This is a genomic window from Pseudomonas sp. FFUP_PS_473, assembly GCF_002858665.1.
Taxonomy (GTDB): Bacteria; Pseudomonadota; Gammaproteobacteria; order Pseudomonadales; family Pseudomonadaceae; genus Aquipseudomonas; species Aquipseudomonas defluvii.
This window is the reverse complement of the sequence record NZ_PJQQ01000002.1, coordinates 14,841-30,068: the sequence shown is the minus strand read 5'-3', so window position 1 is coordinate 30,068 and position 15,228 is coordinate 14,841. Positions and strand designations below refer to the sequence as shown.

13 protein-coding genes are annotated in these 15,228 nt (G+C 59.1%); 4 read left to right on the top strand and 9 right to left on the bottom strand.

Features of this window, described 5'->3' with window-relative positions:
* Positions 1-3 precede the first annotated feature (3 nt).
* The 4 genes from truB (at position 4) to CYD26_RS01445 (ending at position 4,135) form a co-directional block, all read left to right on the top strand.
* The gene (gene truB, locus CYD26_RS01460) at positions 4-921 is read left to right on the top strand and encodes a tRNA pseudouridine(55) synthase TruB (RefSeq protein ID WP_065758269.1); all 918 of its coding nucleotides are present in this window, start codon (positions 4-6) and stop codon (positions 919-921) included.
* Positions 922-1,073: 152 nt separating this feature from the next.
* Positions 1,074-1,343: a 30S ribosomal protein S15 gene (gene rpsO, locus CYD26_RS01455; protein ID WP_065758270.1), complete on the top strand. Its 270-nt coding sequence runs from the start codon at positions 1,074-1,076 to the stop codon at positions 1,341-1,343.
* Positions 1,344-1,593: 250 nt separating this feature from the next.
* Complete coding sequence (gene pnp, locus CYD26_RS01450) at positions 1,594-3,699, top strand: polyribonucleotide nucleotidyltransferase (protein WP_065758271.1); 2,106 nt, start codon at positions 1,594-1,596, stop codon at positions 3,697-3,699.
* 103 nt (positions 3,700-3,802) lie between these two features.
* The gene (locus CYD26_RS01445) at positions 3,803-4,135 is read left to right on the top strand and encodes a BON domain-containing protein (RefSeq protein ID WP_065758272.1); all 333 of its coding nucleotides are present in this window, start codon (positions 3,803-3,805) and stop codon (positions 4,133-4,135) included.
* Positions 4,136-4,186: 51 nt separating this feature from the next.
* On the opposite strand, the gene CYD26_RS01440 is transcribed toward CYD26_RS01445, so the two are convergent.
* The 9 genes from CYD26_RS01440 to folK form a co-directional block, all read right to left on the bottom strand.
* On the bottom strand, positions 4,187-7,120 hold the full coding sequence (locus CYD26_RS01440) for a DUF748 domain-containing protein (protein ID WP_102051663.1): 2,934 nt from the start codon (positions 7,118-7,120) through the stop codon (positions 4,187-4,189).
* Positions 7,121-7,222: 102 nt separating this feature from the next.
* The gene (locus CYD26_RS01435) at positions 7,223-8,239 is read right to left on the bottom strand and encodes a class I SAM-dependent rRNA methyltransferase (protein WP_065758274.1); all 1,017 of its coding nucleotides are present in this window, start codon (positions 8,237-8,239) and stop codon (positions 7,223-7,225) included.
* Positions 8,240-8,308: 69 nt separating this feature from the next.
* Positions 8,309-9,487, bottom strand: coding sequence for an acetyl-CoA C-acetyltransferase (locus CYD26_RS01430; protein WP_065758275.1), 1,179 nt, complete (start codon positions 9,485-9,487; stop codon positions 8,309-8,311).
* A gap of 142 nt (positions 9,488-9,629) precedes the next feature.
* Positions 9,630-10,499 (bottom strand): oxygenase MpaB family protein, encoded by an 870-nt coding sequence (locus tag CYD26_RS01425; RefSeq protein ID WP_065758276.1) that lies wholly within the window; start codon positions 10,497-10,499, stop codon positions 9,630-9,632.
* 77 nt (positions 10,500-10,576) lie between these two features.
* Positions 10,577-12,241, bottom strand: coding sequence for a glucose-6-phosphate isomerase (gene pgi / locus CYD26_RS01420; protein WP_065758277.1), 1,665 nt, complete (start codon positions 12,239-12,241; stop codon positions 10,577-10,579).
* 118 nt (positions 12,242-12,359) lie between these two features.
* Positions 12,360-12,740 carry an aspartate 1-decarboxylase gene (panD, locus tag CYD26_RS01415; protein ID WP_099775821.1) on the bottom strand — a complete coding sequence of 127 codons (381 nt, stop codon included), beginning with the start codon at positions 12,738-12,740 and terminating at the stop codon, positions 12,360-12,362.
* Between the two features lie 101 nt (positions 12,741-12,841).
* The gene (gene panC, locus CYD26_RS01410; protein ID WP_099775819.1) at positions 12,842-13,702 is read right to left on the bottom strand and encodes a pantoate--beta-alanine ligase; all 861 of its coding nucleotides are present in this window, start codon (positions 13,700-13,702) and stop codon (positions 12,842-12,844) included.
* On the bottom strand, positions 13,699-14,499 hold the full coding sequence (gene panB / locus CYD26_RS01405) for a 3-methyl-2-oxobutanoate hydroxymethyltransferase (protein WP_099775817.1): 801 nt from the start codon (positions 14,497-14,499) through the stop codon (positions 13,699-13,701). Before panB ends, panC begins: the two co-directional genes overlap by 4 nt.
* Before the next feature lie 251 nt (positions 14,500-14,750).
* On the bottom strand, positions 14,751-15,227 hold the full coding sequence (gene folK, locus CYD26_RS01400; protein ID WP_099775815.1) for a 2-amino-4-hydroxy-6-hydroxymethyldihydropteridine diphosphokinase: 477 nt from the start codon (positions 15,225-15,227) through the stop codon (positions 14,751-14,753).
* Between the last annotated feature and the right edge of the window lies 1 nt (position 15,228).

The window sequence follows — 15,228 nt, the reverse complement described above, 5'->3', positions numbered from 1 at the left end:
GCGGTGGCTCAGGTCAAGCGTATCCGTCGTAACGTCAGTGGCATCATCCTGCTCGACAAGCCGCTGGGGTTTACCTCCAACGCCGCTTTGCAGAAGGTGCGCTGGCTGCTCAATGCTGAAAAGGCAGGCCATACGGGGAGCCTCGACCCACTGGCCAGTGGTGTATTGCCGCTGTGCTTCGGTGAGGCGACGAAGTTTTCCCAGTACTTGCTCGATTCTGACAAGGGTTACGAAACAGTCATGCAATTGGGCATGACCACCAGCACTGCCGATGCTGAAGGTGAAGTGCTGCAGACTCGCGAAGTGACCGTTGGTCGCGCCGATATCGAAGCTGTTTTGCCACAATTTCGTGGTCAAATCAGTCAGATACCGCCGATGTACTCTGCGCTCAAGCGTGACGGGCAGCCGCTGTACAAGCTGGCACGCGCAGGTGAAGTAGTGGAGCGTGAAGCACGTTCTGTTACTATTGATCGCCTGGAACTGCTTGAGTGTGAAGGTAGCCGCGCTCGTCTTTCGGTGGGCTGCAGTAAAGGTACGTACATCCGTACCCTGGTCGAGGACATCGGCGAGCAGTTGGGCTGTGGCGCCTATGTTGCAGAACTGCGCCGCACGCATGCCGGGCCATTCAGCCTGGCACAGACTGTGACCCTCGAAGAACTCGAGCAGGTTCACGCCGAAGGCGGTAATGAAGCGGTTGATCGCTTTCTGTTACCGTCCGATAGCGGTCTGCAAGATTGGCCTCTGCTCAAGTTTTCCGAGCACAGTGCCTTCTACTGGCTGCATGGTCAGCCGGTAAGGGCTCCGGACGCGCCGAAATTCGGCATGGTCCGCGTACAGGATCACAACGGTCGCTTCATCGGTATTGGTGAAGTGAGCGAAGACGGGCGAATTGCGCCGCGTCGACTGATTCGGTCTGAATGATCGAAACCAACGGTATCAGGCTTCGGCGTGATACCTGCGGGACAGAGGATGGCTGTTAATAGGCACGGTTATTCCTCACTTTTATGAATACAGGGATCCGTCCCTGGCCTATTGGAAACCGGTTTCGGTTTCCCTTGATTTGGAGAAGCCAGATGGCACTCAGCGTTGAAGAAAAAGCTCAAATCGTCGGCGAATACCAGCAAGCAGCCGGTGACACCGGTTCGCCAGAAGTGCAAGTTGCACTGCTGACCGCCAACATCAACAAGCTGCAAGGCCACTTCAAGGCCAACGGCAAAGACCACCACTCCCGTCGTGGTCTGATCCGTATGGTAAACCAGCGTCGTAAGCTGCTGGACTACCTGAAGGGTAAAGACGCCACTCGTTACAGCGCCCTGATCGGTCGTCTGGGTCTGCGTCGCTAATAGCGTCCTGGCCAGTGGTGTGCTCGGCGTGTTGCATTCTTCAGCCACGGTACGTTGTACCTGTGTTGATGAACACGCCGCGCGTATCTATGAGGTTGGCTGTCTGTTCTGCCTGAGCGGTTTCCGCGCAGTCAGGGCAGGCTCCCAACCTCTAGTTTTATCTGGACGGTCAATGGGGCCGATTCCCCGTTCTGCCCAAGAATTCGCAAGAACAAGTTCCCCTAGAGCCACTGAAAAAAGGTAGGAAACCGTGAACCCGGTAATCAAGAAATTCCAATTCGGTCAATCGACCGTTACCCTCGAGACGGGCCGTATTGCTCGTCAAGCCTCCGGCGCCGTATTGGTCACCGTCGACAACGATGTCACCGTACTGGTGACCGTGGTCGGTGCCAAACAGGCTGATCCAGGCAAGGGCTTTTTCCCTCTGTCCGTTCACTATCAGGAAAAGACCTACGCCGCCGGCAAGATCCCTGGTGGTTTCTTCAAGCGTGAAGGCCGTCCTTCCGAGAAAGAAACCCTGACTTCGCGTTTGATCGACCGTCCGATCCGCCCGCTGTTCCCAGAAGGTTTCATGAACGAAGTGCAGGTTGTCTGCACCGTCGTTTCCACCAGCAAGAAGACCGATCCGGACATCGCTGCGATGATCGGTACTTCGGCTGCCCTGGCGATCTCCGGTATTCCGTTTGATGGCCCGATCGGCGCTGCCCGTGTTGCTTACCACGAAAGCACCGGCTACCTGCTGAACCCAACTTACGAGCAACTGGCTGCCTCGAGCCTGGACATGGTCGTTGCCGGTACTTCCGACGCGGTACTGATGGTTGAATCGGAAGCCAAAGAGCTGACCGAAGACCAGATGCTGGGCGCTGTGCTGTTCGCTCATGACGAGTTCCAGGCTGTTATCCAGGCCGTCAAAGAGCTCGCTGCCGAAGCTGCCAAGCCTACCTGGGACTGGAAAGCACCGGTTGCCAACACCGAACTGCTGAACGCAATCCGCGCCGAGTTCGGCGAAGCCGTTTCCCAGGCTTACACCATCACCGTCAAGGCCGATCGCTACGCTCGCCTGGGCGAACTGCGTGACCAGGTTGTCGCCAAGTTCTCCGGTGAAGAAGGTCAGCCTAGCGCTGGTGAAGTCAAAGAAATCTTTGGCGAAATCGAATACCGCACCGTTCGCGAAAACATCGTCAATGGCAAGCCACGTATCGACGGTCGCGACACCAAGACCGTACGTCCGCTGAACATCGAAGTCGGTGTACTGTCGAAGACTCACGGTTCGGCATTGTTCACCCGTGGCGAGACCCAGGCTCTGGTTGTTGCAACACTGGGTACTGCCCGTGACGCGCAGCTGCTGGACACCCTTGAAGGCGAGAAAAAAGACCCCTTCATGCTGCACTACAACTTCCCTCCGTTCTCGGTAGGTGAGTGTGGTCGTATGGGTGGTGCAGGTCGTCGTGAAATCGGTCACGGCCGTCTGGCTCGCCGTTCGGTTCAGGCCATGCTGCCAGCTGCCGACGTATTCCCGTACACCATTCGTGTCGTCTCGGAAATCACCGAGTCCAATGGTTCCAGCTCCATGGCTTCGGTCTGTGGTGCATCGCTGGCACTGATGGACGCTGGTGTACCGATGAAGGCACCGGTTGCCGGTATCGCCATGGGTCTGGTTAAAGAAGGCGAGAAGTTCGCCATCCTGACCGACATCCTGGGTGACGAAGACCACCTGGGCGACATGGACTTCAAGGTAGCCGGTACCGCCAAAGGTGTTACCGCGCTGCAGATGGACATCAAGATCAACGGCATCACCGAAGAGATCATGGAAATCGCTCTGGGCCAAGCCCTGGAAGCGCGCCTGAACATCCTCGGTCAGATGAACCAGGTCATTGGTCAGTCCCGTAGCGAACTGTCGGAAAATGCTCCGACCATGATCGCGATGAAGATTGATACCGACAAGATTCGTGATGTTATCGGTAAAGGCGGCGCGACCATCCGTGCTATCTGTGAAGAGACCAAGGCTTCGATCGATATCGAAGACGACGGCTCGATCAAGATCTTTGGTGAAACCAAGGATGCGGCAGAAGCGGCTCGCCAGCGCGTACTGAGCATTACTGCCGAAGCCGAGATCGGCAAGATCTACGTCGGCAAGGTTGAGCGCATCGTTGACTTCGGTGCCTTCGTCAACATCCTGCCGGGCAAGGACGGTCTGGTTCACATCTCGATGCTGAGCGATGCTCGTGTCGAGAAAGTGACCGACATCCTGAAAGAAGGCCAGGAAGTTGAAGTACTGGTACTGGACGTGGACAACCGCGGCCGTATCAAGCTGTCGATCAAAGATGTTGCAGCAGCCAAGGCTTCGGGCGTCTAAGCTCAAAGCGTTGAAGAAAGGACCCTACGGGGTCCTTTTTTTATGGGCGGAGTTCGCCGTGTACGTGCTTGCATCCTGCATGCTTCAAAAAGGAGTGTCTTGTATGAAGAAGTTCGTTATTGCTGCCGCTACTGTTACCGCGCTGATGTTGGCTAACGTGACCTTTGCTCAAGCGCCGCTGACGGTTGCGGCGGGTGAGATGACCAAGGCAACAGAGGCTACTTCCGATACCTGGATCACCACGAAGGTCAAAGCAGACCTGATGACGGAGAAGGGGGTGCCGGGTTCGGACATCTCTGTAGAAACCAACAGCGGCGTAGTTTCCCTGTCGTCAAAGGTGCCTTTGACCCAATCCCAGAAAGACGCAGCAGTCTCGATTGCCAAAAAAATAAAGGGGGTTAAGGCGGTATCGGCTGAAGGCCTGAGAACTTATTAAGCTGAACCCCGGCCATTGAGCCGGGGTTTTAAGCAGGCGTTTGAGGAGCGCTTACTCTGAGTCCAGATGCAACTGCGAGATTACCCGGCCATCGGCTTCGGCTTGCCCCAGCGTGGCATCGACGAAGTACACGCGCTGGTCTTCAAGCTTGCCCTGGTCGACCAGGTAATCCTTGATGCTGCTGGCGCGCGCCTGGCCCAGTTGACGCAGCAACAGGGGGCTTTCAGCCCACGACGTGATCACCGCGTTGCGCAGGTTGTCTGTGCGCTCTTTACGGCTCAACTGTTCCCACTGCGCGGGCGGTTGTTGTTTGAGGCGCGAGCGGTAGATCGCCTCAAGCATCGCGGGTTTCTCATCATCTGGCACCTGCAGTTGAGTGGCTTGTGCCGGGACCTTGTCGCCTCGCCGTTGCAGCATCTTGTAGTAGGTAGCCTGATACTCGCGCTCCAGACGCTGCTCGGCAATCAGCGGGCCGTCACTGCTCTGGGCGCTGGTACCTTCGATTTCCAGGCGCAATTCCGGGCGCGCCTTGAGTGCGCTGGCGAGTTTTTCCAGGGCTCCTTTGGCGTCGCTGCTCAAGTCACTTGAGCCTGGAGTAAAGGCGACGCTTCCGAGGTCTTGGGCGTCGCCGCCACTGACGAGCCCGCCAATGAACTTGAACGGTGCCTGGGCGGCTCGCATGACGAGGTTTCGTAATGTCTGCCAGACAATCGGCATCACGCTGAACTGAGGGTTGTTCAAGTCGCCGGAGATTGGCAACTCAATGGAGATTTTGCCTTCGGTGTCCTTGAGCAGTGCGACGGCAAGGCGAATCGGCAAGTCTACGGCATCAGGGCTGTCTACCTTTTCACCCAGTTGCAGTTGTTCAAGCACCAGTTTGTTCTCGGCCTTGAGCTGGCCCTTGGTGATCAGATAATGCAGGTCCAGATTCAGGCGACCCTTGCGGATGCGGTAGCCGGCAAATTTGCCCGAGTAAGGGGTCAGGGTGGTCAGCTCGACGCGTTTGAAGCTGGTGGCGATGTCCAGGCTGGCCATGGGGTCGAAGGGGTTCAGCGCGCCCTTGATGGTGACGGGCGCATAGCGGTCGACCTTACCTTTGATATCGACATTGGCAGGTTTCGGTTGCCGGTTGTCGATGGTGCCGATCCGGCCGTTGAGTTGCTGGATCGCCGTGGCGAAGTTGGGCGTCAGGCTGAAGTCGGCGAAGTTGGCCGAGCCGTCGTTGATCGCGATTTCACCAATGTGAATGCCCAGCGGCTTGGCGCTGCTGGTAGACGTATTGCGGGCTTTCTGCGGGCTTCCAGCCGGTTGTGGTATCAACAGGTCATCGACACTGGTGGTGCGGTCTTCATTGATCATAAAGCGCGCATAGGGCTGTTGCAGGTTGACCTTGGCAATCGACAGCGCATCTCCATGACGGTACTCCAGGCCATCCAGATTCAACTGCTGCCATTTGACGAAATCGCGGTTCTTGATGGTGTCCAGCGTGTGCAGCTGATTGACCTGAGCCTTGCCCGTGATACTGAAGGCCAGCGGTGCCGTGTTCTTGAGGTCGACGTCGAGATCGCTGTTGAGCATGCCGCTGCGTAGCTCAAGGCGAATGAATGGGCTGATATAGGCTTGTGCGACACGAAGGTCGATATCCCGCGTAACGACATTCAGTTTACTGCTGACAGGTGCCAGATTGACGTCACCCGAGGCCTGCAGCTTGCCTTGCTTGCCTACTCCGGTATCGAGCTTCAGGGTGAAGGGCGACTGATTGAGGCTATCGAAGTTCTGCAGGTCCAGGTTAAGTGGGCCCACCTCCAGCGCGACCGGTTCCTTGTGGGTGCGGTCAGCCAGATGAACCTGATAGTTGCGCAACTGAACGTCACGCAGTAACACCTGCCATGGTTTGCTTGGGGTATTGGTGCCTGTCGTCTCTTTGGTGGCCGGCGTTGCGGTGGCCGGTTCAGTTTTCTCTGCAGGTTTTGCCTTGGCTGGCTGGCTGGCGAACAGCTTCTGCCAGTCGAGCTGACCATCGGCTTCAAGGGCTGCCCAGGTTTCCAGTTTCTCGCTGCGAATCTTACCAACGGTGACCAACTGCTTGGCCAGGTCAATCGACGTGTCGCTGACCGACAGGCTGGCCAGGCGTACCAATGGCCTGCCATCGGGCGCATTGACTGCAAACGGCGCGACCTGAAGCGAGGTGTTGTCGAGCAGCAGCTCGGTTTCCTTGGACAGGTTCAGTTTGTAGTGGGTCTCAAAGCTGACACGCCCGTCTTCAAGTACCAACGGCACTATATCTCGGACATAAGGCCAGACGAGCTTCATCTTGCCGTCAGTAAACTTCAGCGTGCCTTCAGAGGCGATGGGCACCAGGCTGAACGTACCCTGCCAGTCGATCCGGCCGCCCTTGGGGCCTGCGGCGACCAGCGTCATGTCCGTGCTGTCGTCGGGCAGGGTGCTGAGGTTTTTCAGTTCCAGGTCCATCGAGTCGTAGAGAAATTCGATGGGTTCGCTGGGGCGCAGGTCTTCGAAATGCAGGTAACCGGCGTTGAGTTTGATGCTGCCAATACGCAGCGGGAAGGGCTTGCTCGCAGGCGTTTCGGCTTTTGGCTCGCTGGGCGGCAGCTTGAAGAGTTGGGTCAGATTGAGGCTGCCGTCCTTGGCAAACAGCAGCTCGGTACGTGGCTTGTCCAGTTCGACGTTCGCCAGGTGAAGCGCGCCGCTCCACAGGCTGTCGAGCTGCAGGTTGGCATACAAACGTTCAAAGCCGACCTGCTCCTTGCCTGGCTCACCGATCTGCAAGCCCCAGAGTGTCAGCTCCAGGCTGAACGGGTTGAGTTCCACGCGCTGCAGCTTGGCTGGTAGCGTGGCGTAGTTGGCTAATTGCTGGTTAGCAATTCGCAAGGCGACGCCGGGGAGAATCAGGAATCCAAGCAGGCTGTAAAGGGCCAGAGCGGCCAACAAGGCGCCGAGGGCGCGTTTCATTCCTTTGGGCATGTGCGGCGTCGTCTGTATCTAACGGAAGTGGTTGGAGTATGGCACGATAATTCGGTTCCGAAGATAGCGCCAAATCACCTCTTTCGTGCGTAAACGTCTATTTCAAAGGTGCAGAATCAAGGTCTTTAGCGGTGGTTGGTTATCCATGGACGGGAAGTCAGCAGCCGGTGTCAGAACCTGCCACTCGCGCACTGGCCGGTTGTTTTTCTCGGCGCAGCGCAGCACCTGTGCGCGCCAGTCGTCGAGGCTGACCTTGGCCAGGTTGTTACAGCAGACCAGCACACCTCCTTCGGCAGTGCTCAACAGCGCCGGCTTGAGCAGGCTTTGATAGTCTCGCAACAGGTCGACGGTGCCGAAGGCACTCTTTGCCCAGGCAGGCGGGTCGAGAAATACCAGATCGAATTGCCGTGGTTCCAGTCGCGGGTAGGGCGGCAGTTTGTGACCGCGTCGTTGGCTGACGGGTAGCCCGGCCAACTGGCGGATCGCGGGGAAGTAGTCGGACTGTATGAACTCCATGGGCGCAAGCGTTGGGTTCAGGGCTGCGTTTTCGCGACCCACAGCCAGGTTGCCTTCGGCGAAATCCAGGTTGCAGACCTCACGGGCACCCCCTGCGGCGGCACTCAAGCCAACCCCACAGGTATAGGCAAACAGGTTCAGTACGCGCTTGCCGGCGCTGTGCTGCTTGATCCAGCCACGGGCATTGCGCAAATCGAGAAACAACAGCGGATCCTGCCCCGAGTGACGGCCACGTACCCGATAGTTCAGCCCCCATTCATGGCCGACATGATCGGCCAAGGCCGCCTCGCTAGCCTGGTAGGCCGGGTCTCGACGGTCGATACGACTGTTGCCTTGGGAGCGGTCGTTGTAGACCAGCAGCAGCTCCAGGCCAAGTGATTGCTCGACGGTAGCATGCAGGTCGAGCAGGGCATCGTGATCGAGGGTCTGGTGAAAGCTCTGTACCAGCAACTGCGGGCCATAGCGGTCTACGGTCAGGCCGGCAGCGCCTTCCTGGCTACCATGGAACAGCCGGTAGCAGTCGGTCCCTTGGGCATGGAGTTCGGCGAGAAGGCCGTTGCGGGAGTCGAGGGCGGCGCGCAGCGCCTGATTCAAGAGGGACATGCACGTAGCCTTGGTATTCGGGGCTGCAGTTTAACAGGAGAGGCCCAGGGTGAGCCTCTCCGGCGTACATCAGCGTTCGATCGTCAGGGCCACACCCTGCCCACCACCGATGCACAGCGTTGCCAGCCCTTTCCTGGCATCACGCTTGATCATTTCGTGCAACAGGGTGACCAGTATCCGGCAACCGGAAGCACCAATAGGGTGCCCCAATGCAATGGCACCACCGTTGACATTGACCTTGGCGGCATCCCAGCCCAGCTCTTTACCGACGGACAACGCTTGGGCGGCGAAGGCTTCGTTGGCTTCGATCAGGTCCAGGTCTGACAACGACCAGCCGGCTTTTTCAAGGCAGCGTCGAGTAGCATTTACCGGGCCAATGCCCATGATTGCAGGGTCAACGCCGGCGTTTGCATAGGCGGTGATACGGGCCAGTACCGGCAGCTCCAGTTCCTGGGCTTTGGCGGCACTCATCAGCAGCACGGCGGCAGCACCATCATTGAGTGACGACGCATTGCCAGCCGTGACACTGCCATCTTTCTTGAAGGCGGGCCTGAGCTTGCTCAACGACTCAGCGGTAGTGCCCGGGCGGGGCTGCTCGTCAGTGGCGAAAGCGATCGGATCGCCTTTGCGTTGCGGGATCAGGATCGGGGTGATCTCTTCAATGAAACGACCGCTTTCAATGGCTACGCTGGCTTTCTGCTGGGAGGCCGCTGCGAAGGCGTCCTGCTCCTCGCGGCTCAGGCCGTACTTTTCGACCAGGTTTTCGGCGGTGATGCCCATGTGGTAGTCGTTGAAAGCGTCCCACAAGCCATCACTGATCATGCTGTCGATCAATGAGCTGTGGCCCATGCGCAGGCCGGTGCGCGCACCAGGCATGACATAGTTGGCAAGGCTCATGTTTTCCTGTCCGCCCGCGATGACCACGTCGGCATCGCCACACCGAATCGCTTGCGCAGCCAAGTGCACGGCTTTGAGCCCAGAGCCACATACCTTGTTGAGTGTCAGGGCGGGCACGGCGTGGGGCAGCCCGGCCTTGATCGCGGCTTGGCGGGCAGGGTTCTGACCGGCACCGGCAGTCAGAACCTGGCCGAAGATGACTTCGTCTACGAGTTCGGCGTCCAGGCCGGTCTGTGTCAGCAGCTGGCTGATAACCGCAGCCCCCAGATCAACGGCTGGAATAGCGGCCAGTGCTCCTTGGTAGCTACCAATGGCGGTACGGGTGGCGGCAACGATCACAACATCTTGCATGGCACAGGTCCTTAGTCTTGTTGGATGTGGTATCGGAACGGCAAAAGCCTGCTTTGGGCTTTGTTGGTAGGCATGGTGGCACAGATGGCCAGGCGCCTGCCAATCACCAAAGTATGAGGCGCGCACGCCCGCTGGCTGACGCTCAGCTGAGTCCCATGCGTCGGTGTGCACGGTGCTTGGAGCTGTCGCGCATGGCCCAGCGTAGCACCGGGGCAACACCGGCAACCCCCAGGCGGACCAGTCGGCGCTCTAGCAGGCTCGGTGAGAATCCATGCATGGCACTGGCCCATGGCGCTAACAGGTCGATGCCTGCCCGCATCATCACGGCGCCAACGGGCTTGGCCTGCCGGCTCGGCGCAGGGGCATCAAGCAGCAGGCGAACCACTTCGCGGCTGCGTGCATCGCACGCCAGTTGTGGGCGCATGGCGTGCAGATATTCGGCAATAGCCTGGCGCGAGCGGGGCACATTGCGTGCGCCCAGGCGTTCGGCGACCAAGGCAATTTCGTCGTAGTAGGCATCCTGGTCAGCGAGGCTCATCCGAGGATTGCGGTAACGCAGGTGTGCGGCGAGAAAACTGCTGACTTCGGCGACGTGTACCCAGGTCAGCAGGTCGGGGTCGCTGGCGGCATAGGGGCGCCCATCGGCGGCGGTGCCGACGACCTGCAGATGAATGGTCCGTACTTTATCGATCAGCCACTCGGCGTCGCGGGTTGAGCCGAATGTCGTCCCGGAGATGAACTGGCTGGTACGGCGCAGACGGCCGATCATGTCTTGGCGAAAGTTCGAATGGTCCCAGACCCCGGCCAGTGCCAGTGGGTGCAAGACTTGCAACAGGAGGGCGCTGATGCCGCCGATCAGCATGCTGGGAAAGTCGCCATGCACGCGCCAGCAGACACTGTCTGGGCCAAACAGCCCGGGATCACCTTTGGGGTGTTCCAGGTCCAGTTGCCCCAGCGCCAGGCCGGTCATGCTAAGCAGTTGAGTCTCGATACGCCGACGAAGGGCTTCCATAACGTCCTTGCGGCACCGTCGTTGCGGTGCGCTTCACTGCCCCCGGTCGCACTGGCGACCAGGGGCAGGAAGGGTGATCAGCCGCGGTGGCGGCCGCGGAAGTAGTTGATCAGGCCTTGGGTCGAGGCATCTTCAGCAGGCTCTTCGATGCCACCGGTGAGGCGCTGGTAGACGCCTTTGCCGAGCTCCTTGCCCAATTCAACACCCCACTGGTCGAAGGCATTGATACCCCAGATGACGCTCTGCACGAACACTTTGTGTTCATACATGGCCACCAGCGCGCCCAAACGGCGTGGGCTGATACGCTCTACAACCAAGGTGTTGCTCGGACGGTTGCCCGGGATCACCTTGTGCGGTGCCAGCTTCTGGATTTCGGTTTCGGCCAGGCCTTTCTCGCGCAGTTCTGCTTCGGCTTCAGCGCGGGTCTTACCGAGCATCAGGGCCTGGCTCTGCGACAGGCAGTTGGCGTACAGCCACTGGTGGTGGTCGGCAACCGGGTTGAAACTGACCACCGGGACGATGAAGTCCGCTGGAATAAGTTGGGTGCCTTGGTGCAGCAACTGATGGTAGGCGTGTTGACCGTTGCAACCGACGCCACCCCAGATGACGGGGCCGGTATCGTGGTTAACCGGGGTTCCGTCCTGGCGCACGCTCTTGCCGTTGGACTCCATATCCAACTGCTGCAGGTGCTTGGTGATGTTGCGCAGGTAGTGGTCGTACGGCAGGATTGCGTGGCTTTGTGCTCCCCAGAAGTTGCCGTACCAGACGCCCAGAAGTGCCAGCAGCACAGGCATGTTCTGTTCGAACGGGGCGCTCTGGAAGTGCTGGTCCATGGTGTAGGCACCGGACAGCAGCTCCTTGAAGTTGGCCATGCCAATGGCCAGCGCAATAGGCAGGCCGATGGCCGACCACAGCGAATAACGGCCACCTACCCAGTCCCACATCGGGAAGATGTTCTCTTCGCGAATGCCGAAAGCGATGGCTGCTGTCTTGTTACTGGAAACGGCGATGAAGTGTCGGTGAAGTTCTACTTCCGAGCCACCCTGGGCCAAGTACCAAGCGCGTGCGGCCTGGGCGTTTTTCAGGGTCTCGAGGGTGTTGAAAGACTTTGACGAGACGATGAACAGTGTGGTCTCGGCGCGCAGGTTGGCCGACAGCTCATGAAACTCGCTGCCGTCGATATTGGCCAGGTAGTGGCAGCGCACGCCCCGCTGGGCATAAGGCAAGAGGGCTTCAGAGACCAGTTCGGGGCCAAGGAAGGACCCGCCAATGCCGATGTTCACAACGTCGGTAATCGGCTTTTCGGTATAACCACGCCACAAGCCGTCGTGAATCCGCCCAACCAGTTCGGTTACCTGGTTAAGGACCTTATGCACCTCGGGCATGATGTTGACGCCGTTGACGCTCAATTTGTCGCCTACCGGACGGCGTAGCGCGGTGTGCAGCGCTGGGCGACCTTCCGAAGCGTTGAGGATCTCGCCGGCGAACAGCGACTTTATCGCATCCTGCAGGCCCACTTCATCGGCCAGCCCTACCAGCAGGTTGCGGGTCTGGGCGTTGATCAGGTTTTTCGAGTAGTCGAGGAACAGGCCGCAACAGCTCAGAGAAAATTGGTTGAAGCGCTGTGGATCGGCGTTGAAGGCCTCGCGCATGCTGAAATTCTGCATGGCTTCGCGGTGCTGCTGGAGCGCCTGCCAGGCCGGCAGGGCGGTAACGTCATGAGGGGTGCGGTAGTACGCCATCGCTGCAGATTTTCCTTATTGCTGGAACTGCCTTGGACACTGAAAAGGTCGGTCCGTTTGCAGGCTCGTCTGAAAAGATTGCACACGAACCTGCCGTTGGCCTGGCTGAGCCGGTGGCTCAGTCCAACTGAACCGGAATGGCATGGCTGGTGTGGCTCAGCTCATTCCCTGGCGCCATGTATAGCATGCGCGGTTTGAAGTTGTGCAGTTCTGCTTCACTGTAATGGGCATAGGCGCAGATGATTACGCGGTCGCCGACTTTGGCCTTGTGTGCAGCGGCACCATTGACCGAGATCATCCGGGAGCCTTCTTCGCCGCGAATGGCGTAGGTGGTGAAGCGCTCGCCGTTGTCGACGTTGTAGATCTGGATTTGTTCGTACTCACGAATACCGGCCAGGTCCAGCCAGAGCCCGTCGATGGCGCAGGAGCCCTCGTAGTCGAGTACGGCATGGGTGACTTCTGCGCGATGCAGTTTGGCCTTGAGCATGATGGCGTGCATGGTGGGATTCCTTGGTCAGGTTCTCGCGCGGGTACACGGAGCCTTCCGGCCCCGCGAGCGGCGGCAGTGTGCCCGAACCCAGGGGGCCGGGCAACATGGCGCTAAGGCTTGTCGTCGAGATTCAGGTGCAGGTTGTCGATCAAGCGGGTTGCGCCTAGAAACGCAGCGACCAGGATCACCAGGTCACGGTCTTCAGCGGTGGCAGGGCGCAGGCTGATCGCATGGCGAACTTCAAGGTAATCGGGACGGAAGCCGGCCTTTTGCAGTTGCTCCTGGCCCTGGGCAATCAGGGCCTGGAAATCGCACGAGCCCTGTTTGATGGCTTCGGCCATCTGCGTCAGGGTGCGGTACAGCGCGGGTGCACAGGCGCGTTGTTCATCGTTCAGGTAACCGTTGCGTGACGACAGCGCCAGGCCATCAGGGGCACGCACAGTGGGTTCGCCGATGATCTGGATCGGCATGTTCAAATCACGGACCAGTGCGCGGATCACGGCCAGTTGCTGGAAGTCCTTCTGGCCGAACACCGCCAGGTCTGGCTGAACCATGTTGAACAACTTGCTGACCACGGTGGCTACACCTTCAAAGTGCCCTGGTCGGCTTGCGCCGCAAAGGCCTTCTGACAGCTGTGGAACAGAAACACGGGTTTGTCCTGCCATGCCCTCGGGATACATTTCCTCGACGGAAGGGGCAAACAATAGATGACAGCCTGCTTCCAGCAGCTTTTCCTGGTCGGCGGCAAGCGTGCGAGGGTATTTGTCGAGGTCTTCGCCCGCGCCGAACTGCAGCGGGTTGACGAAGATGCTGGCAACCACGAAATCAACCCGCTGAGCAGCCTTGGCCACGAGTGCAGCATGCCCGCTGTGCAGGTTGCCCATGGTCGGTACGAAGCCAATGCGTTTGCCTTCGCTGCGTGCCCGCGCTACGGCGGCGCGCAGCTCGCGGACGGTTTTGACTGTATTCATGCACTGAACCCGTGTTCGCTGCCTGGGAAAGTGACGTCCTTGACCTCTTTGACATACGCCTGCAAGGCGCTCTGAATATCGCTCTGGCCAGCCATGAAGTTCTTCACGAACTTGGGTACACGACCACTGAGGGATAGGCCGAGCATGTCATGCATGACCAGTACCTGGCCGTCGGTGGCACTGCCTGCGCCAATACCGATGACGGGTATTTTTACTGCCTGGGTGATTTCGGCGGCCAGTTCGCTTGGGACACACTCCAGCAGCAGCATCGCGGCGCCGGCTTGTTCCAGGGCAATGGCATCGGCACGCATTTGTCGGGCCTGGTTTTCCTGGCGACCCTGGACCTTGTAACCGCCGAGTATGTTCACCGCTTGTGGTGTCAGGCCCATATGTGCGCACACAGGTACACCGCGTTCGGCCAGCAGACGAATGGTGTCAGCCAGCCAGGCTGCGCCTTCGATTTTGACCATATGGGCGCCGGCCTGCATTAGTGCGCCGCTGTTGGCGAACGCCTGTTCAGTGGTGGCATACGCCATGAACGGCAGGTCGGCCAGAATCAGTGCGCCTTCGTTACCACGTTTGACGCTGCTTACGTGGTAGGCCATTTCGGCGTTGGTGACGGGCAAGGTGCTGTCGTGGCCCTGCAGGACCATGCCCAGCGAGTCGCCTACCAGCAGTATTTCTACGCCGGCGCGGCAGCATGCCTGGGCGAACGTTGCGTCATAGCACGTCAGCATGGCAATTTTCTCACCCTTGAGCTTTAGGCTCTGCAGGGTGGTCAGGGTTACATCTGGCATGAAAAGGAATCCTCGTTCAGGCGCTGTGAAAAACGACTGCGTACAACGCGTGTATTCATCTTCTGGAACAGCACATCATCGATTGTGGTGTTTGAAATACGACCTGTTCCAGGCCTATATACGCCTTTTTGCGGCGCTTGGGCGCCACGGGACGCCTATAGTCGTGAGCGAGGGGGCTTAAGTCAATTACCCTGTTACCGCATTGTTACGAATGCACTGTTACGGGCGTTACCGTGTGGGGGAACGCCCGGTTACAGGCGCTCCAGACCGACGAACGGGCAATCGGCCAGCAGTTGGGCGAGCGGGCGCTGGTCGGCCAGCAGGAAGTCGGCAGGTACCAGTTCTGCCAGCGGGTAGAGCACGAACGGACGCGCCTGCATGTGGTAATGCGGCACCTTGAGCCGTGGTTCATCGATAACCTGGTCGCCGTAGAGCAGGATATCCAGGTCAAGGGTTCGTGCCCCCCAGCGCTCTTTACGAACGCGGCCCTGGGCGTTTTCTATGGATTGCAGGGCATCGAGCAGGGCAATAGGCTCCAGCGCGCTGTCCAGTGCCGCCACGGCATTTGTGTAGCGTGGCTGGCCTGGTGAGAGCGAGTCGCTGGTGTAGAAGCTGGACACGGCAACCAGATCAGTCGCTGGCAGCTGCTCGAGCGATTGCAGGGCGCTCTCAAGCTGCTGGCGGGGATCGTCCAGGTTGCTGCCCAGACCAATATAGACGCGAGGCATG

What these genes read in the sequence shown, in the direction of transcription:
- panC (WP_099775819.1), bottom strand. Translation starts at nt 13,702, where the DNA reads ATGAATACAGTCAAAACCGTCCGCGAGCTGCGCGCCGCCGTAGCGCGG.
- pgi (WP_065758277.1), bottom strand. Translation starts at nt 12,241, where the DNA reads ATGGCGTACTACCGCACCCCTCATGACGTTACCGCCCTGCCGGCCTGG.
- folK (WP_099775815.1), bottom strand. Translation starts at nt 15,227, where the DNA reads ATGCCTCGCGTCTATATTGGTCTGGGCAGCAACCTGGACGATCCCCGC.
- CYD26_RS01425 (WP_065758276.1), bottom strand. Translation starts at nt 10,499, where the DNA reads ATGGAAGCCCTTCGTCGGCGTATCGAGACTCAACTGCTTAGCATGACC.
- panB (WP_099775817.1), bottom strand. Translation starts at nt 14,499, where the DNA reads ATGCCAGATGTAACCCTGACCACCCTGCAGAGCCTAAAGCTCAAGGGT.
- CYD26_RS01440 (WP_102051663.1), bottom strand. Translation starts at nt 7,120, where the DNA reads ATGCCCAAAGGAATGAAACGCGCCCTCGGCGCCTTGTTGGCCGCTCTG.
- CYD26_RS01430 (WP_065758275.1), bottom strand. Translation starts at nt 9,487, where the DNA reads ATGCAAGATGTTGTGATCGTTGCCGCCACCCGTACCGCCATTGGTAGC.
- CYD26_RS01435 (WP_065758274.1), bottom strand. Translation starts at nt 8,239, where the DNA reads ATGTCCCTCTTGAATCAGGCGCTGCGCGCCGCCCTCGACTCCCGCAAC.
- rpsO (WP_065758270.1), top strand. Translation starts at nt 1,074, where the DNA reads ATGGCACTCAGCGTTGAAGAAAAAGCTCAAATCGTCGGCGAATACCAG.
- panD (WP_099775821.1), bottom strand. Translation starts at nt 12,740, where the DNA reads ATGCACGCCATCATGCTCAAGGCCAAACTGCATCGCGCAGAAGTCACC.
- CYD26_RS01445 (WP_065758272.1), top strand. Translation starts at nt 3,803, where the DNA reads ATGAAGAAGTTCGTTATTGCTGCCGCTACTGTTACCGCGCTGATGTTG.